The sequence below is a fragment of the Dyadobacter subterraneus genome (assembly GCF_015221875.1).
GTDB classification, from domain to species: Bacteria; Bacteroidota; Bacteroidia; order Cytophagales; family Spirosomataceae; genus Dyadobacter; species Dyadobacter subterraneus.
The window spans coordinates 1,514,457-1,532,295 of the sequence record NZ_JACYGY010000002.1; the positions used below are offsets into that span (position 1 = coordinate 1,514,457).

Below are 17,839 nucleotides of genomic sequence, written 5' to 3' on the forward strand. Positions count from 1 at the left end.
ATTGAATGAAATAGCGTATTATATTTCAAATGATAATACGACCATATGTCCGGTAAAAAATATACGATTTCTGAGTTTCTGAAATTTGAGAAGATAAGTGGAACTAGATGTGAAAGTTATGATGGGAAATTCTTTTCATTGCCAGAAGAATCAGTCAATCATAATAGAATAGTTAATTGTATAAAAAATTACTTGAAAGGAGAAATACTTCAAGTCCAATCAATTGCTATTGCTGAAAATGTGAAATTGGAAGCGGAGAGGAATTATTTTAGTCCAGATATAATGTTGATTCGGGAATTGGAAAAAACTTCAAGGATAAGAACTGTCCGAAGTCCAATTCTATTGGGTCAGGTTAGGTCTAAATATTCATCCAACAGTGACAGAGGTTATAAATTGAGACAGTATCTCCAAATCTCATCCCTACAATATTACATGCTTGTTTCTCAATTTGAATGTCTGGTAGAGCTTTATACGAGAACAGAACAGGAAGGTTTCTGGACATATCAATCTTTTAACAAACCAGAGTCGGTTATTTCTTGTGATCTTTTAAATTTCACATTGCCGGTTTCAGCAATATATGAAGGAATTGTATTTCTGGATGAGGAAAAGCCGGAGTTTGAGATTTAAATTCATCAAACTTTAATTGTACTATATTTGCGTACAGTTGAATCTTTTCTTACTTAACCCCAACCACCTCACTCACTCCCGAAACCCCATTCTCATCAAAAGTTTCAATAGCAAAAAAGTAAGGCACACCGACATTTAAAGCCCGAAGTTCAAACATATTCGGCTCGTCGTTCCAGAACTGGTATGTTTGATATAATTTATCAGGAGCAATTCCCCAAAGTACATTATAACCAACTGCACCCGATACTTTTTCCCATTTCAAATCCACATTCCGCTGATCTTTCTGGCGAACAGCAGTAAATTTTTTCGGCGTAGCTGGTGATTTCCCAGAGCCATTTCCAAAAATCCGGAATTCACTTATTGCTAAAATCGGTGATGCAACGTGACCGTGTTCATAGCGGACATAACGTGCTTTTACAGGTTTTGTTAATTCAATATAAGCACACGGACGATCCCGTTTTGGTTCTTTGATAAGATCTCTTACAATTTCCCATTTTTTTCCATCAACAGAAACCAGGATTTTAAATTCGGTATAAACCTGCTCCGGCTTGTTATCAAAAATGTCAGATTTGTAATCTGTATAATTTACCTGGATGGCTTTTACTTCCTGTTCTTTTTGAAGATCGATCGTTAATGTTTCACCAGGTTTATTTTGTTTCGCGGCCCAGAAAGTTCGTGGATTTTCGTCGGTAATTTTATTGGCGGACATAGTGTCCAGCGTGGAGGATGCTGTCACTGGTTTTTTGTACGATAAAAGCATCCAGCCCGTAAATAATTCATCACCTTTCCCATTCCACTTTTTGCTTGTCATTTTATGTGGAAAATCGCCAAAACGGGTGTTTGCAAACATTTGCCCGTCTTTATCAAAACCAGCCGGATGCATCACAATCCGTCTCTCCATGGCCCAATTTAAACCAATCCAGGAAGTGCCGGTGTTCCAGTAATTTCCAAAATTATCCTGAAAGGTATTTCCATGTCCGGCACCAGTCGCAAATCCTCCTGGCTTGTATGAAACCGGATTATATGGTGCATAAGTAAATGGTCCGAGCGGGTCGTCTGCTACATAAGTCCCGTTTGCATACACATTATATTCCGTTCCCGGAGCCCCATATTGCAGGTAATATTTTCCATTATATTTTGTCATCCAGGCACCTTCCGTAAAAGGTTTGAACGGATCAGAATGATTTGGGCCGAACCGTTCCCAACCATGTTCATATTGATTAAGCCAAAACATGGATTTGTACTGATCTTTAAAAGCCAGCTTTTTAGAATGATCAAGCTCCGCGCCAAAAATCGGATAAACATTGGAAGAACCCCAATACATAAACCAGCGATTTGTATCCGGATCATGAAAAAGTGCAGGATCCCAGGGGCCAATATCTTTGGGCAAACGCGGTGTCCAGCGATTATAAAATTCCCAGATTCCCTTTTCCGGTGCTACCGAATAAAGTATAGGACGCGACTCAAAAGTTGATTGAAATAGAAACAAAGTATCATTTACTGAAACGGCAGCCGGTGCGCACATATCTTCAAAAGGCCAGCGGTTTGCCGTAATATATTTCCAGTTCAGCAAATCTTTGGAATGCCAGTAACCGCCGGAAATCGTTACAAATAAAAAATATTCAGACTTGTGATTGATGATAACCGGATCAGCACCGGACCGATAGGAAATCTTTTCATTCAATTGTTCAAAATTGTATTTGTAATCAATATCCATTGGATTGCAGTAAGTTGTTGGCTGCTGGGCAAAATCCGGAATGGAAATAATACAAAGAATTGCAATCAGATAGATTATAGTATTCAATTTGGATAGCATGCGTTTGACTGATATTTGTTAAATAATTTCTCTTTTTAATTCTAAAATAAACAATTAATCAACAATAACGTTTGAATCCGTTTCTAAATTTTACGTTGCAAACCAGATACCTTTCCTAAATCTGCGACGTTTACCAAAATCAATCTATCTTTGCACCTTGATTTTAAAAATTGCCAAATAGTATAAAAATGAGAACCGATTTCATTGAAGAATTGCGCTGGCGCGGCATGTTGCACGACATGATGCCAGGAACGGATGAGCAACTTAATAAAGAAATGACCGCCGGTTATATCGGTTTTGACCCTACGGCTGCTTCCCTGCATATCGGTAATCTGGCGACGATTATGTTGTTGGTTCATTTACAAAAAGCAGGTCATAAACCAATTGCATTAGTAGGAGGGGCAACCGGAATGATAGGAGATCCTTCGTTTAAAGCGTCGGAACGTTCATTTTTGGATGAAGATACCTTGCGTATTAACCAGGAAGGAATCCGTAAGCAATTGGAGCAATTTCTTGATTTTAATTGCGGTGAAAATTCCGCTGAAATGGTTAACAATTACGACTGGTTCAAGGAAATTGGATTTCTTCAATTCCTTCGCGAGGCCGGTAAGTATTTGTCGGTCAATTATATGATGTCAAAAGATTCTGTAAAAAAACGCCTTGAAACCGGGATTTCTTTTACTGAATTTTCATATCAGCTTTTACAGGGGTATGATTTTTATCATTTATACAAACATAAAAATGTCCGTCTTCAAATGGGCGGTTCGGATCAATGGGGGAATATCACAACGGGTACTGAAATTATTCGTCGTAAGGAAGGAGATGAGGAAGGATATTTTAAAGCTTATGCTTTAACAACGCCACTGGTAACCAAATCAGATGGTTCGAAATTTGGAAAAAGCGAAGGCGGAAATATCTGGCTGGATCCAACAAGGACTTCACCATTTGAATTTTACCAATTCTGGCTAAATCAAAGTGACGAAGATTCTCCAAGATATCTGCGTGTTTTTTCGCTGAAATCAAAAGAAGAAATCGAAGCTTTAGAAGTGAGTCACGCTGCCGAACCGCATTTGAGAATTATGCAAAAGGCTTTGGCAGCAGAATTAACAATGCGTATTCACTCCGAACGCGATTATCAATTGGTACTAAAAGCTTCTGATGTTTTGTTTGGAAAAGCAACTTTGGAAATGCTGCAAAGTATAGCGATTGATGAGTTTGACACGATTTTCAATGGAGTACCACAAACGGAAATTTTTCGTGCAGATTGGGATTCTACTTCAAATTTGCTGGACTTGATTTCAACTGTAACGAATTCAGAAATATATCCTTCAAAAGGAGAAGCGCGTCGTGCGTTGCAGCAAAATGCAGTGAGTATTAACAAAGTAAAAGTCTCGTCACCGGAGCAATCTCTGGCTGATTTTGAACTACTGCAAGACAAATTTATTCTTGTTTCGAAAGGGAAGAAAAATCATTTGATCAAAGTTTTGTAAGCAAACAGATTTATAAAAAGAAAGGCGAAATGATCAGATTCATTTCGCCTTTCTTTTTAAAAATGTTCTCGTTATTTTTTTCCTGTAAAAGAATTAAGAATTGGTGCCGCAGTTGGATTATATTGATAAGTCTGCCAGGTTTCGTCCTGAAAAATTTCCACAACTCTGTAACCTTTATAAGTCGTTCCCCAATTCCCACCGAAGTGTCCGTCAAAGAAATATGGTTTTCCGCCCAGGTTTTTTTGGCTGTCCTGATCGTGATCATGGCCATGGAAAATCGCTTTTACATTCGGCGTTTTTTCAAATAAAGTGGTAACTTCTTTACAATCAACACCGCCGGAAGTCCATTTTTCTGGTGTGATATGGAGAAAAATATAAATCCCTTTTGCAGTGGAATATTTGGTAATTTCAGACGTTAACCATTGAATATCAGGACAAACATATTCTCCTTTCTCGTTAGAAGTATCACCCAAAATAAAAGCGTATTCACCTTTTGCAAAACTGTGATTGGTAGAATATCCCCAGGTACTCTGCCAAACATCAACACCTACTTTATCATGATTTCCCCGTGTTACATAATACGGTACACGAAGATTTTCCAAGGTTGATTTAACATCATATAAAAGTGTCGGATCGTCATGAATTAAATCACCGTTGATAACTAAAAAATCAACACCTTTTTGTACTTTTTCCTGATTTATCCAACCAATTAAATCACTGTGATAAGCTTTAAAATCCGTATTCGGCTGACCATAATGTCCATCAGATGCAACGATAAATCGTAAAGCTAATTTAGCTGCACTTGGCTCATTTTCAGATAAATCAAGAAATGGAAGTCCGGATATTGCAGGGAAAAACTTCAAAAAAGTACGTCTTTCAAGAATCATATGGGTTAATTGGTTTAGGCGCGGCGCCGATATTTTTATTGATGTTTTATCAAAAATAGTTATTCATAGTTGATATTTTATCTTTATTCTTGCGTCTCATTGTGAAATAAACATTATCACTATAATTTCGGTATGGATCGTCTCATTCTTCAAAAAGCTGCCTCGTACTGTGCCTATCAGGAACGCACCCAGGATGAGGTTAGAAAGCGGTTACAAAAATGGGAAGTCTGGGGAGAGGAAGCGGATGAAATTATTGCCGAGTTAATTACAATGAATTATTTGAGCGAAGAACGTTTTGCCAAAACCTACGCCGGTGGAAAATTCAGAATGAAAAACTGGGGGAAAATGAAAATCAAACAGGAGCTTCATCGCCGTGGACTCACCGATTATAGCATACAACAGGGAATGAAAGAAATTCCCGAACAGGCTTACCAAACAGGTTTGAAAGAATTATTAATCAAAAAAAGAGAACTTTTGTCAAGAACTGAAACGGATAAGTTTAAGCTCAGACAAAAATTAGCCCGTTTTGCATTAGGGAAAGGTTATGAAAGTGAGCTGGTTTGGAAAACGATAGAAGACCTTTAATGTTAAGCCAAAGTTGTGGCGAAAAGTCATGACAAAGGTTAGTCACCGATTTTATGATATTTTAACTATTTTATATAGGGAATTGCATCAAAAACAGTAAATTTTACTATATTCATTACGTTAATGGCTCAATAATTTAGAATAAAAAATAAAAATGCCCTAACTGCCAGTGGCAAACGATACTTGAAGAAATGTTGAAAAAAAAGCTTAAAATTCTTGTCAGCCGAACGGATGCAATCGGAGATGTGATTCTGACAATTCCAGTCTGTGATATTTTAAAAGAGCATAAAGATATTTCTGAGGTGCATTTTCTAGGTAAATCTTATACCGAAGATGTTATTCATACTTGTACTGCAATTGATAAGTTTGTTAACATTGATCTAATAAACAAACTGGACTATAAGGACCAGATAGCATTTTTAAAAAAGGAAAAATATGATGCAATTGTCCATGTTTTACCAAACAAGAAAATAGCAAAATTGGCGCAGGATGCGAAAATTCCGGTAAGAATCGGCACCACAAACCGCTGGTTTCACTGGATGACCTGTAACAAATTGATTAAACTTAGTCGCAGAGGTTCAGATTTACACGAGGCTCAGTTGAATATCAAATTGCTGAAAGCACTTGATATTGACGAATCTGTTCCGTTAAATGATATTTTCCGTCATTTTAGGATGACAAAAATTTCTCCATTGCCAAAGCGGTTGCTGGCTTATTTACAAAAGGACAGGCTTAATATTATTTTACATCCCAAATCGAACAAAAGTGCAAGAGAATGGGGACTGGAAAATTTCGCGGATCTGATTCATCTTTTACCAAAAGATAAATACAAAATTTTCATTTCGGGGACAAAGGCGGATGGTGCTTCCATGCGCGGATGGCTTGCGCAACTGCCTGAACACGTGGTGGATATGACGGGTATGATGAGCCTGAGGGAATTTATTGCTTTTATTTATTATTCCAATGGTTTGATCGCCGCCAGTACTGGACCATTGCATATTGCGGCGGCGTTGGGTAACAATGCCCTTGGTTTGTATCCTCCGATGCGGCCACTTTTTCCAAAACGTTGGGGGCCAATTGGTCCGAAAGCTTCTTTTTTAGTAGGACATTCTGCCTGTAACAAATGTGAGCATGATGTTTCAAAATGTGAATGTATGAAACAAATTACGCCGGTGGAAGTGGCGTCGGAGATAGGGAAGTGGAAAAAACCGTAGCGATGGAATCCTCAAATAATGTGAAGAAAATGAACCTAATAATTGTTCGAAATTAATTTCGGACAATTATTAGGTTGGTATAAATATCAGAAATCTGAATCGAAAGAAATTTTGTGTCCTGAGTCTTTATCTTGTAAACCGCTCATAACACCTGCTTTTTGATAATCGCCAACGCGTTTTTCAAAGAAGTTTGTTTTGCCCGGTAAAGAGATTAATTCCATAAAGTCAAAAGGATTGGCAGATCCGAATTGTTTTGGACAACCTAATCTTTCAAGCCAAAAATCTGCAATATATTCGATGTATTGATTCATCAGTTCAGCATTCATACCAATTAGAGAAACCGGCAAGGCAGAAGTAACGAATTCCTGTTCAATTTTTACTGCGTCCAGCATGATTTCAATTACTCTATCCTGAGGTAACTGATTTACAATATGCTGCGTATACAACAAACAGGCAAATTCACAATGAAGTCCTTCATCCCTGGAAATCAATTCATTCGAGAATGAAAGTCCTGGCATCAACCCGCGCTTTTTCAACCAGAAAATTGAGCAGAAAGATCCTGAAAAGAAAATACCTTCAACCGCCGCAAAAGCAATAATTCTTTCCGCAAAAACAGGGCTATTGATCCATTTTAAGGCCCATTCTGCTTTTTTCTGAACACAAGGGACAGTATCAATCGCACGCAATAAATGATCTTTTTCTACCGGATCCTTGATATAGGTATCAATCAGCAAGGAATAAGTTTCAGAATGAATATTTTCCATCGCAATCTGGAAGCCATAGAAACATTTTGCTTCCGCATATTGTACTTCGCTAAGAAAATTAACTGCAAGATTTTCATTAACAATACCATCAGATGCTGCAAAAAATGCAAGAATGTGAGATATGAAATGGCGCTCACCATCGCTCAGGTTTTCCCAGTCTTTTTGATCCTGCGATAAATCAATTTCTTCCGCAGTCCAGAATGACGCTTCGTGGCGTTTGTACATTTCCCATATATCCATGTGTTTAATCGGAAATAAAACAAAGCGCAACGGATCCTCTATCAACAGGGGTTCCTGTTTTGTAACTTCTTGTGACATAGTTAATTCAAATTATTTATACAGACCAGATCATCAATTGCAGCATAGCGGACTTACCATCAGGTTGGTTGCTGCAGAAAACAAATCTACACGCTTTGAGCCGTAATTTCAAGGAGAAATAAATCAAATTATATCTTTTCTGTAAAGGTTTTATTGAAAATTCAGGTAAACAGCTTGTAAATAAATTCTATCAAACGGTAAAAAAACTTGGCGTAAATAACAAAAACTGTCTGATAAGAAACATATCTTATCCATATGAAAACAAACTAATTTGAATTTGAAAAAAAGTAGTTCGTAGAAATCTTTTTACGGCAATCGTATATCATTCCAACGTTATTTGTACATTTAAAAAATCCCCGTTAATATTATTGGTAATCAAAGACTATGCTCAACAACATTTACATTGATTGTGAAAGGATGAAATATCCTCATACAGGTCTATTTCATTTCTGTCTGCAATTGGGAAATGCGATATTACGGGAGATCGATTCTGAACATGAAACCGTTAAATTTTATCTGCCGGAATCACAGACTGGTGTTTTTGGAAGCGAGGCAAAATATCAGCCGCAGCATTTTTTGCATAAACATTTATTTCCAAAATTGTATGAAGGAGCTATCTGGCATTGTACTTTTCAGGCCTCCAATTATTTTCCTTCAAACAGGAAGGTTCGAATCATAATAACAATCCATGATTTGAATTTTTTATATGACAGCAAGCAGACTGAGAAAAACAGGAAAAGAAGTTTAGCCCTTTTGCAAAAAAAGATTAACCGGGCAGATCACATCGTAGCTATTTCACATTATGTACAGAATGATCTGAAGACTCATCTGGTTCTTGGTGAAAAGCCGACGTCGGTCATCTATAATGGATGTAATGTTGATGATAGTCTGCCTATAATCCAGCCGGAGAATATACCTGATCAGCCTTTTTTATTCTCTATCGGGACCATTGTTGAAAAAAAGAATTTTCACGTTTTGCCAGCTTTATTAAAAAATAACAATTTTTATCTTGTTTTAGCGGGAATAGAGGGAGATCAGGATTATGTTCAGCAAATAAAAAATGAGGCAATAAAATACGGTGTTGAAGATAGATTATTGTTTACCGGACCCATTTCAGAAAATGACAAAAAATGGTATCTCAGTAATTGTAAGGCATTTTTGTTTCCTTCTACGGCAGAAGGATTTGGCTTGCCGGTTATCGAAGCCATGTATTTTGGTAAGCCTGTGATTTTATCCACCTGCACTTCCTTACCTGAAATTGGAGGCGATTTTGCTTATTATTTTGAAAGCTTTGATCCGGAATCTATGCAAAATGTTTTAAAAACAACTTTGGAACATTTTGAAGAAACAATGCCATCCGGTAAAATTCGGGAAAGGGCTTTATCTTTTTCCTGGCAAAAAGCTGCGAGACAATACCTGAGTATATACCGGGATTTGGCCTGATTAGATAAAGCACCTCTGACAGATGTTTCGCTTCATATCATAGCTTGATAACATGCTGATATTTTAGCATCATCTTGATACTTTCAATGACTTCAATAATCCCTATGTTGGAATGATTTCTTTTCATTTGCCGGGTAAAGGCACTCTTTTTAATCATGAGTCCCTGGCGATTTCTGCGGAAATCCATATAAGCCTCAGCTTTGTAAAACTGGCACGACAAAATACCTAAAAGTACATCACAAAGTAAAATCTGTAAATGCCAAAGCGTTAGATCAATGCCTTGCAGATGTAGATAGTGAACGTAGTAGCGGTTTCTGAAATGAATTCTTTTGATTGCTTTTTTAGGATTGTGGTTTTTGGTGCTGGCCATTACCTCGTGACGGCAAACTGCATTGTGTTCATAATAACACTTCCAACCCATCCTCCACGCACGAATTGATAACTCCTGGTCTTCACCGTAATATGGATTAAACATTTCATTGAAGCCGTTAATGGTTTTCAACTTTTTAGTATCCATTAAAGCATTGGCTCCGGAAAGATAAAACGTAGGTGTGAGTGCGTTAATATTTTTGAGGTGAAACAGATCCGAAGATTTTATTTTACGACCCATAATTTTTGGCTCTCTTGCCGCCTCACGGATCAAATCATCGTCCATTCCAATGATACGGCCCATCACTCCAAACGTATCACCTTTCTCAAAATATTTATAAAGCTTTTCTATGTATCCTTCTTCCAGCGTAACGTCCGTATTGAGCAGGAAAATTAAATCATTATTTGCCTGCTTAATTCCCAGATTACAGGTTTCAGAGAATCCTGAATTGGTTTCTTTTTTAAGAAGTGTGATAGTGTCTCCGTAATTCTGTTGCAAATATTCCACAGAATCATCCGTAGAAGCATCGTCAATCACAATGATTTCAACCTCTGTTTTAATGGACATAAGTACATTGAAATTATGTCCAAAATACTTTTCAAATAAATGTTTCCCATTATAATTAGGAATTATTACTGAGATACTTTTCATTCAGTCGGTTATTTAGTTAAATGAATTGAATAACCTAATACCTTTTAAAATACATTATTTTAGATCGGTATAGCGGTTTTACTAAATCAGCCTATGGCAGATGATTCTCACAAGTTTGGAACTGAAACGCCTTTTTATAAGATTCATTGTTCATAATCAAACGCTCTCTCACATTATTTCGAAGCACCGTTTGATATTGCCACCGCCCATCGCATATAAACCTTGATTTCGTTTCAGGTAAATTTTTTGTCTCTCTTAATAGACTATACCTGATAATTACGTAATCTGTTGCAAGTTTTATGCCATTACAATTATGACACTGATTCAGGAAAAAGGGTTGGAAGAAGTGAAAGAGCACAAATCACCTTTAGAATAATATTACATTGATATTCTAAATATTAATTGTACTTTTTTAATTGGTTGAGTAGCCGAAATAATTGATTTACTGAATATTACAGGAAGAAAAAAAATAAAAATTAATTTTTCTGAAAATTCAGCCAGGTTTAGAAAATATAATTAACCTGCCATATTACAATTACAGATTAATGATATCTGCATTTTATTAATTGTATTTTAACATGTTAGGTATTTAAGGTATCACGTAGTGTTTTAGTTCCCATGCCACCACATTCCATTCATCAACATGATCCTCATGAAGATGAATTGTTTCAAAACCAACTCTTTCATGAGCTCTTTGAGATCTTTTGTTGGATGTTGAGATTTCTGTGATGCATAGATCAAATTTTTTTTCATAAAATTTTTTATGTGTGAGATATAGTTTGTCAAAAATTCCCTGTCCGCGAAATTCGGCCGCTACACATATTTGCCCCATCATGTAGTATTTGTAATCTCTGATCATTTTTCCTTTCCATTCGATATCATCCACAATATCAAACATAGGTTGAAGATCCGGTATCAGTTTTCCCATGGAAGGCAGCATGGCAAGGGCAAACGCTATCACTTTTCCATCTGCTTTTGCTATGATCTGTGGTGTTAAACTTTGCATGATTTGCAGTTGCTCTTCACTGTGGCAAACGGTCAGAAAACCCTGGTCTTTTTTTACTTCTTCTGAGACGTTGATTTTTAAATTAAGTTGCTGAAGAGACAGAATTTCTTCAATATCTTTTTGTGTTTCTGCAAATGTCAGTTCAATTGAGGCAGCTGTATTATTTGACATGTAAATTGTAGTAAGGGAAATATCAAAAATTTAAATCCATCTTTTCCTTCTGAAAAACCAGAGTACAACGAGTGAAGAAAGTACCATCAGGAGCAAAGAAACCCAGAAACCCCAGGGTTCTTCGGTGGAAGGAATGTGGGTGTAATTCATACCAAAAATTCCCGCAATCAGGGTTGGAGGCATGAAAATAATTGTCACAACGGTGAAAATCTTGATTACCTGACTTTGTTCAAGGTTGATCAAACCCATAAAAGTATTTTGCAGATATTCCAGACGCTCAAAATTGAAAGTGGTATATTCCAGCAGTGAGCTGATATCTTTCAATATAATACGTAAATGCTCCTTCCGGTCCTCCGGGAAATACTGACTGCGCAAAATTCCGGAAAGTACACGCTGTTTGTCAATACTCGTTTCCCTGAGCATCATTGTCGTTTCCTGCAATGCACTGATACGAATAAGTACTTCCTGACGGGCTTTTTGTTCATGAGCCAAATCCTTACTGATCTGTGAAATATCTCTTGAAATCGCTTCCAGGGAATCCGCATCAGCCTCAATTCTTGTTTCAAGCAGCATGAGCATAAAATCCACGCCGGTTTGGAAAGTATCCGGACTTACTTTCATTTTCTTAACCGTATCGGCAAATGTTTTGGAATCACCGCGACGGTATGTGAAAAGAATATTTTTATGAAGAATAAATGAAACCGGATAAGTTTTATAACCATCCCGATCAATACTCAAAAAGTTGGAGTTTGCGTTGATGGTTTCATTTTGTTCGAAAAACCGTGAACTGCTTTCAATTTCAACAATTTCCTGTGGTGTTTGAAAACTGATATCACACTTGTTTTCAACCCATTCTTCTTCTTCGGCCGAGGGAGATTGTAAATCTACCCAGACAAGGTTTTGCACCTTTCCAAGCTCACGAATATCATTTTCGCGCTTTATCAGCCGTCCCTCTTTATAAAATATTCTAACCATTTTTCAGTTAAAAGTTGAGCGTTGAAAAGTTGAGAATGAGTGCATACGCAAAGTAATAAGCGAATAAGGCTATTAAGAAAGTTAGGATGGTCGTATTTCACATCGAAGTGATTTTCAACTCTAGACCCTTAACTTTTAACTTTCCACTCTCAACCTTCAACTATTTCCCCAAGATAGTTGTAAATTTACGGGATGCAAAATACGGCTTCTCCCGGAATATTTACACTGCAATTTTGGTTGCTTGGTACGAGTTCCTTTCTTTTCTCTTCCAGTTTTAATATGCTTATCCCCGAGCTCCCAAGCTATTTGTCGGCTATGGGTGGCGCTGAATACAAGGGTTTTATTATTGGTTTATTTACGCTAACTGCCGGAATATCAAGGCCTTTTAGTGGTCGGTTAACGGATCGCGTCGGTCGTGTTCCGGTGATGGCATTTGGCTCGCTGGTGTGTTTTATTTGTGGATTTTTGTATCCTGTTTTCACGACGGTAATGCCCTTTTTATTATTAAGATTGGTTCACGGATTCTCCACAGGTTTTAAACCAACAGGCACCGCAGCTTACATCGCAGACATAATTCCGGCACATCGGAGAGGAGAAGCGATGGGAATTCATGGTATGTGTATGGGTGTTGGTTCCGCTTTCGGACCGGCTATTGGAAGTATGATCAGTCAGTCTTTTTCAATAAATGCGCTTTTTTATACGTCATCACTTTTTGCATTGATGTCAATCGTTATTCTTTTCAACATGAAAGAAACGCTGGTTGAAAAGGAGCGGCTTTCTGTAAAGGCATTTCAAATTACCTGGCGGGATATTTTTGAGCCTGATGTTTTCAGCCCGGCATTTGTAACATTTCTTGCCTATTTTGGTTTTGGCGCGGTGGCTACTTTAAGCCCGGATTTTAGTGAGCATCTTGGCCTTGCTAACCGAGGAATTTATTTCATGGTATTCACTTTATTTTCCATATTGATCCGTTTTGTAGCCGGAAAACTTTCTGATCGCAAAGGTCGGATACCAGTAACCATTGCCGGATGTAGCATTTTGATTATTTCGATGATCATCACCGGATATGCCGATTCTGTTTTTCTTTTCGTGACCGGAGCGGCATTTTTTGGTATTTCAATGGGAATATTATCACCCGTACTTTCCGCCTGGACTGTGGATTTGAGCAACGACCATAACCGTGGACGCGCAATAGCTTCCATGTATATTTCTCTCGAAGCAGGAATTGGTATAGGGGCATTTCTTTCCGCTGCTATTTTTGCAAACAAAATAGAAAATCTACCACTGGTTTTTATGATTATGGCGGCTTTTGCTGCGGCAGCTTTGATTTATACCATTGTGCTTTACAGATATAAAAGAAGGGCAAGCCGTGTTATTTGAAGATACTTACAAAACAATTGCCGAACCTGTTGAAGGTTTTTATAAGGATAAGGGAAGCAAATTTATTTCCTTCATATTTCCTATTACAACAGAAAATGAAGTGAAAACGCATCTTCTGAAATTAAGAGAATTGCATCCGAAAGCCAATCATCATGTGTATGCTTATCGTTTTGGTCTGGACAGAATGCAGTATCGTTTGAGCGATGATGGCGAACCGTCAGGTTCTTCCGGACGGCCAATTTTAAATACGCTTTATTCCAAAGAAATAACCAATATTCTGGTTGTAGTAGTGCGTTATTTTGGAGGGACATTATTAGGAATTCCGGGTTTGATAAATGCTTACAGATCGGCAACGGAAGACGCATTGGAGAATGCTGACATTGTTGTGAAACATTTGGTCGTCAATTACGAGCTGAAATTTTCCTATGTCCAGATGAATGATGTCATGCGGATTATTAAGGAAATGGAATTGCCGGTTCTTGAACAAAACTTTGAAATGGAATGCCGGATGGTTGTTGAAGTCAGAACTACGCTGGTTGAACGTTTTATTACAAGATGTGATAAAGTGGAAGGCTTGGTGACAAAGTCGATATAACCTGATGGCGATGCACTGACACTGTCGCCGCAAAAATTATTTATTAGTTTGTAACTTCGTGGGAATCGACGATTATCGGAAAATTAAATTTATGTCTTCACACCATATTATCAGGGACAAACAGGAACCCGCACTTATTATTGCCAATGGAGAAGCTTGCAGTGAAGAATTGCTTGGTCAATTACTGGAATGGAGTCCGCTGGTTCTTGTCCTAGATCACGCGATTTACAGGGTTTTGGAACTGGGAATTAAAGTGGATGTATGGTTGGGAGATTTTGATCATCATCATGATTTTGAAGAAATCAGGTCCCGTCAGTATCCTTTGAAAATTGTTCACACGCCTGATCAGGAAAAAACGGATCTTGAAAAAGCGATCGATTATTTAGTAAGTGAAGGTTTTCCGGCAGCTAATATCATTTGGGCAACAGGCCGTCGTGCAGATCATTCCATTACAAACATTACAAATCTGGTTCGTTATAAAGAAACAATTCGTCTGGTTTTGCTGGATGATTATTCAAAAATATTTCCGTTGTCGGGCGTTTTTGAAAAATGGTATGTTGCCAAAACACCGATTTCTCTTATCCCGGTTGGTATAGTCGAAGGAATTAAAACTTCCGGATTGAAATATAATCTTAATGATGAAACCCTGACGCTGGGCCATCGGACCGGAAATAGTAATGAGGCGGAAGCCGATGGAATGGTTCGGATTGCCGCCTCAAAAGGGGATTTGCTTATTATGGAATGTTGGGATTAAAGCTTAAACGCTTTTCGATTCAACATAAAAATTGCGGTCTACAACCAGTGTTTTTTCTCCTTTTGTTTTTAAAGTTTTCCACTCACCGGTAGGATAAACAAACTGTTCTTTTGAATCTCCCAGTTTTATTTTGACCGGCATATCAAATCCGCTTACCACATTCGACCAGCGGTATTGTAGGCTGTTATCTTTGAAAGTATATTCCAGCACCGGAACTTTGGTATCTCTCAAATACTGATCAAATACTTTATTAAGATTTCTTCCGGCATGTTTTGAAATATATTCTTCAATTTGTGCTGTGACAACGGTCTGGTGATAAAATGTTTTATTCAGTCCACGCAAAATCTGTCTCCATTTTTCATCATCATTTACAACCTGACGAAGCGTGTGCAGAATATTTCCGCCTTTGTAATACATATCTCTCGATCCTGATTCATTCACACCATAAGGCCCGATGATCGGAATATCATTGGCGATGAGCGCACGTGTTCCAATTACATAATCGGCGCCGGCCTCTTTGCCAAAGTAATATTCTGTGTAAAGATTTTCTGAATAATTCGTGAATCCTTCATGGACCCACATATCGGCCGCGTCTTTGTAGGTAATATTATTGGCAAACCATTCGTGTCCGCTTTCATGAATGATGATAAAATCCCATTTTAGACCCCAACCAGTTTTCGACAAATCACGTCCGAGATAACCCATTTGATATCCATTACCATAGGTAACTGAACTTTGATGTTCCATTCCCAAATAAGGAACTTCAACCAATTTATAACCATCTTCATAAAAAGGATATGGCCCAAACCAGTGTTCAAAGGCTTTTAGCATTTGGTTTGCCTGTTTAAACTGAACTTTTGCCTTTTCAAGATTTTTCGGCAATACATAAAAACTTAACGGTAAATCTCCTTTTTCACCTTTGAAAGTTTCAGTCCAGCTCACAAAATTCGCCACGTTCATATTGACGCCATAATTGTTGATCGGATTAACAACAGCCCAGTTGAAAGTATGCGTGTCATCATTATTTTCAACAACACTGCGCAATTTTCCATTGGAAACATCCGTCAGGTTTTTTGGCACTGTAATACTCACCATCATACTATCCGGCTCATCATACATATGATCCTTACAAGGCCACCAGACGCTGGAACCAAGTCCCTGGCAAGAAGTAGAAATAATTGTATTTCCATTTCCATCAGGTACCCACTGCACGCCACCATCCCAAGGCGGACGTTTTGCCAAACGCGGTTTTCCTGAATAAAATACTTCAATGGATTCAGATTTTCCTTTTTCCTGTTTTTTTGTCAACGTGATGAAAAATGCATTTCCATCTCTTTTATAAGTTAAATTCTGGCCATCCTGTACGACTTTTTCAATCTTTAAAGGTTCCTGCAAATCGATTTGAATAATCTGATTTGGTTTCAAAACTTTATAATTGACAACCGTACTGCCCGTAAGCGTGCTATCTTTTGCATTTGGTTTAACATTTAGATGATAGTAAGTCAGATCCCACCATTCGCGTTCGGGGGTTATTGAGCCGCGCAAAGTATCGGCGTGGGTAAAAACGGTTTGTTTTTTTTGTGCAAAAGCAAAAAACGGACTAATTACCAGACAGAAAGAAATGAGTTTCTTTAACATTAATATTTATTATTTAAGAAATAGGATAGGACTTTTATATGGATTATTCTTCTAAAACTTCCAGCGTGTTCAGTTCCGGACCGCCACCCCGATTACCTGAACCGGCAGCTATATAAACTTTTTTATGCATCGTAACGGCCTGAGTACCATGTCTGCCTTGAAGCAGAGACGGATATTTTTCCCATTTCCGGGTATGTGTGTTAAATGCTTCAACTTCATTATGACCTACCTCATGCGCATCACTTTCTCCTCCGATAAATAAAACTTTATGGCCCAAAGCTACGGTAGTATTTCCGGCTCGTTTGGTCGGGATATTGTTGGAAGGATCTAAGGTTTCCCATTTGCCGGTCTTGAAATCATATACATCAACTTCGGCAATTGTGGTATTGAGTACCTGATTAATTCTTGCCGTGGAAAGTCGTCCACCAGCTACGTAAAGTTTATTGTCAACAACGGCAACCTGTATATGGTCGCGTTTTCTTGGGGCATCCGGCAATTGTTTCCATGTATTTGTTGCAGGGTCAAATTCATCAAACCATGCAACCTGTCCATCCCAGTGACCGTCCTGAATGCCACAAATCACATAGATTTTATCATTCAAAACAAAAGCGCCAGCGGCACCGCGTCTTCTGTTTTCAGGAATTTCCGGGCCTTTCCGCCACTCATTTTTGATTGGATTAAAAATATAAATATTAGGAATTGGCGTTTCGTGAGGATACCCGCCCGTAAACGCGCCCACCACATATATTTCGTCTTTGAATGATACTGCCTGGAAGTGGCTCATTTCAAGAGGTGTCTTGCTTAGGCTGACCCAGGTATTTTTCTTTGGGTCATATTCATCCACGGTTTTAATATCGCGGCCACCGAGCAGATAAAGTTTTCCGTTAGCCTCAGCCATTGCATTTTCCAGTCTTTTTACCGGAAGATTTTCTGGTTCGATGGCTTTCCACATTTGAGCCGAAACAGAAAAAGCCATGGCGTTCATGGCTAGAAATATAGAGAAAATCTTGTGAAACAGGTTCATAATAAATTGCGTCGGGTATAGAAGCGTTCATGGAATTGTGCTCCATGAACGCCGTTAAAATACCATCAAGGTACAATTTATTTTATAATTTCTGAAAAGCAGTTCGGAAAGCTTATTCTTGTGAATTTTGG

General features: G+C 38.0%; 16 protein-coding genes. 8 read left to right on the forward strand and 8 right to left on the reverse strand.

Features of this window, described 5'->3' with window-relative positions:
* Positions 1-45: 45 nt before the first annotated feature.
* The gene (locus tag IEE83_RS31915) at positions 46-627 is read left to right on the forward strand and encodes a Uma2 family endonuclease (RefSeq protein ID WP_194124749.1); all 582 of its coding nucleotides are present in this window, start codon (positions 46-48) and stop codon (positions 625-627) included.
* Between the two features lie 49 nt (positions 628-676).
* Here the strand turns inward: IEE83_RS31915 and IEE83_RS31920 are convergent, their stop codons facing one another.
* Positions 677-2,422 (reverse strand): discoidin domain-containing protein, encoded by a 1,746-nt coding sequence (locus IEE83_RS31920; RefSeq protein WP_438821035.1) that lies wholly within the window; start codon positions 2,420-2,422, stop codon positions 677-679.
* 209 nt (positions 2,423-2,631) lie between these two features.
* Here IEE83_RS31920 and tyrS point away from each other — a divergent pair, with 209 nt between their 5' ends.
* The gene (gene tyrS, locus IEE83_RS31925; protein ID WP_194124751.1) at positions 2,632-3,933 is read left to right on the forward strand and encodes a tyrosine--tRNA ligase; all 1,302 of its coding nucleotides are present in this window, start codon (positions 2,632-2,634) and stop codon (positions 3,931-3,933) included.
* Between the two features lie 71 nt (positions 3,934-4,004).
* On the opposite strand, the gene IEE83_RS31930 is transcribed toward tyrS, so the two are convergent.
* Entirely contained in the window at positions 4,005-4,820 is an 816-nt protein-coding gene (locus IEE83_RS31930; protein WP_194124752.1) for a metallophosphoesterase family protein, read from the reverse strand.
* A 132-nt stretch (positions 4,821-4,952) separates the two neighbouring features.
* Here IEE83_RS31930 and IEE83_RS31935 point away from each other — a divergent pair, with 132 nt between their 5' ends.
* Positions 4,953-5,405 (forward strand): regulatory protein RecX, encoded by a 453-nt coding sequence (locus IEE83_RS31935; RefSeq protein ID WP_194124753.1) that lies wholly within the window; start codon positions 4,953-4,955, stop codon positions 5,403-5,405.
* A gap of 191 nt (positions 5,406-5,596) precedes the next feature.
* Positions 5,597-6,619: a glycosyltransferase family 9 protein gene (locus IEE83_RS31940; protein ID WP_194124754.1), complete on the forward strand. Its 1,023-nt coding sequence runs from the start codon at positions 5,597-5,599 to the stop codon at positions 6,617-6,619.
* An 86-nt stretch (positions 6,620-6,705) separates the two neighbouring features.
* Here IEE83_RS31940 and IEE83_RS31945 read toward each other — a convergent pair whose 3' ends face one another.
* Positions 6,706-7,701 carry a ribonucleoside-diphosphate reductase small subunit gene (locus IEE83_RS31945; protein ID WP_194124755.1) on the reverse strand — a complete coding sequence of 332 codons (996 nt, stop codon included), beginning with the start codon at positions 7,699-7,701 and terminating at the stop codon, positions 6,706-6,708.
* Positions 7,702-8,085: 384 nt separating this feature from the next.
* On the opposite strand from IEE83_RS31945, the gene IEE83_RS31950 reads away from it, so the two are divergent.
* Positions 8,086-9,144 carry a glycosyltransferase family 4 protein gene (locus IEE83_RS31950; protein ID WP_228102161.1) on the forward strand — a complete coding sequence of 353 codons (1,059 nt, stop codon included), beginning with the start codon at positions 8,086-8,088 and terminating at the stop codon, positions 9,142-9,144.
* Positions 9,145-9,181: 37 nt separating this feature from the next.
* Here the strand turns inward: IEE83_RS31950 and IEE83_RS31955 are convergent, their stop codons facing one another.
* The 3 genes from IEE83_RS31955 to corA all read right to left on the reverse strand — a co-directional run bounded on the left by IEE83_RS31955 (position 9,182) and on the right by corA (position 12,317).
* Positions 9,182-10,165, reverse strand: a complete 984-nt coding sequence (locus tag IEE83_RS31955) for a glycosyltransferase family 2 protein (protein ID WP_194124756.1) — start codon at positions 10,163-10,165, stop codon at positions 9,182-9,184.
* A 589-nt stretch (positions 10,166-10,754) separates the two neighbouring features.
* The gene (locus IEE83_RS31960) at positions 10,755-11,342 is read right to left on the reverse strand and encodes a GNAT family N-acetyltransferase (protein WP_194124757.1); all 588 of its coding nucleotides are present in this window, start codon (positions 11,340-11,342) and stop codon (positions 10,755-10,757) included.
* A 30-nt stretch (positions 11,343-11,372) separates the two neighbouring features.
* A complete protein-coding gene (gene corA, locus IEE83_RS31965; protein ID WP_194124758.1) occupies positions 11,373-12,317 on the reverse strand; it encodes a magnesium/cobalt transporter CorA in 945 nt (314 codons plus the stop codon).
* Between the two features lie 192 nt (positions 12,318-12,509).
* Here corA and IEE83_RS31970 point away from each other — a divergent pair, with 192 nt between their 5' ends.
* The 3 genes from IEE83_RS31970 (at position 12,510) to IEE83_RS31980 (ending at position 15,046) form a co-directional block, all read left to right on the forward strand.
* Positions 12,510-13,697 (forward strand): MFS transporter, encoded by a 1,188-nt coding sequence (locus tag IEE83_RS31970; RefSeq protein ID WP_194124759.1) that lies wholly within the window; start codon positions 12,510-12,512, stop codon positions 13,695-13,697.
* A complete protein-coding gene (locus tag IEE83_RS31975) occupies positions 13,687-14,292 on the forward strand; it encodes an IMPACT family protein (protein WP_194124760.1) in 606 nt (201 codons plus the stop codon). The genes IEE83_RS31970 and IEE83_RS31975 overlap by 11 nt, the downstream gene beginning before the upstream one ends.
* 91 nt (positions 14,293-14,383) lie before the next feature.
* Positions 14,384-15,046, forward strand: a complete 663-nt coding sequence (locus IEE83_RS31980; RefSeq protein WP_194124761.1) for a thiamine diphosphokinase — start codon at positions 14,384-14,386, stop codon at positions 15,044-15,046.
* 3 nt (positions 15,047-15,049) lie between these two features.
* On the opposite strand, the gene IEE83_RS31985 is transcribed toward IEE83_RS31980, so the two are convergent.
* Positions 15,050-16,684, reverse strand: coding sequence for a M1 family metallopeptidase (locus tag IEE83_RS31985; protein WP_194124762.1), 1,635 nt, complete (start codon positions 16,682-16,684; stop codon positions 15,050-15,052).
* Positions 16,685-16,727: 43 nt separating this feature from the next.
* On the reverse strand, positions 16,728-17,708 hold the full coding sequence (locus tag IEE83_RS31990; protein ID WP_194124763.1) for a Kelch repeat-containing protein: 981 nt from the start codon (positions 17,706-17,708) through the stop codon (positions 16,728-16,730).
* Positions 17,709-17,839 lie beyond the last annotated feature (131 nt).

Coding starts and splice junctions, on each gene's coding strand:
- IEE83_RS31945 (WP_194124755.1), bottom strand. CDS start 7,701: ATGTCACAAGAAGTTACAAAACAGGAACCCCTGTTGATAGAGGATCCG.
- IEE83_RS31955 (WP_194124756.1), bottom strand. CDS start 10,165: ATGAAAAGTATCTCAGTAATAATTCCTAATTATAATGGGAAACATTTA.
- corA (WP_194124758.1), bottom strand. CDS start 12,317: ATGGTTAGAATATTTTATAAAGAGGGACGGCTGATAAAGCGCGAAAAT.
- tyrS (WP_194124751.1), top strand. CDS start 2,632: ATGAGAACCGATTTCATTGAAGAATTGCGCTGGCGCGGCATGTTGCAC.
- IEE83_RS31930 (WP_194124752.1), bottom strand. CDS start 4,820: ATGATTCTTGAAAGACGTACTTTTTTGAAGTTTTTCCCTGCAATATCC.
- IEE83_RS31970 (WP_194124759.1), top strand. CDS start 12,510: ATGCAAAATACGGCTTCTCCCGGAATATTTACACTGCAATTTTGGTTG.
- IEE83_RS31915 (WP_194124749.1), top strand. CDS start 46: ATGTCCGGTAAAAAATATACGATTTCTGAGTTTCTGAAATTTGAGAAG.
- IEE83_RS31980 (WP_194124761.1), top strand. CDS start 14,384: ATGTCTTCACACCATATTATCAGGGACAAACAGGAACCCGCACTTATT.
- IEE83_RS31940 (WP_194124754.1), top strand. CDS start 5,597: ATGTTGAAAAAAAAGCTTAAAATTCTTGTCAGCCGAACGGATGCAATC.
- IEE83_RS31935 (WP_194124753.1), top strand. CDS start 4,953: ATGGATCGTCTCATTCTTCAAAAAGCTGCCTCGTACTGTGCCTATCAG.
- IEE83_RS31960 (WP_194124757.1), bottom strand. CDS start 11,342: ATGTCAAATAATACAGCTGCCTCAATTGAACTGACATTTGCAGAAACA.
- IEE83_RS31950 (WP_228102161.1), top strand. CDS start 8,086: ATGCTCAACAACATTTACATTGATTGTGAAAGGATGAAATATCCTCAT.
- IEE83_RS31985 (WP_194124762.1), bottom strand. CDS start 16,684: ATGTTAAAGAAACTCATTTCTTTCTGTCTGGTAATTAGTCCGTTTTTT.
- IEE83_RS31990 (WP_194124763.1), bottom strand. CDS start 17,708: ATGAACCTGTTTCACAAGATTTTCTCTATATTTCTAGCCATGAACGCC.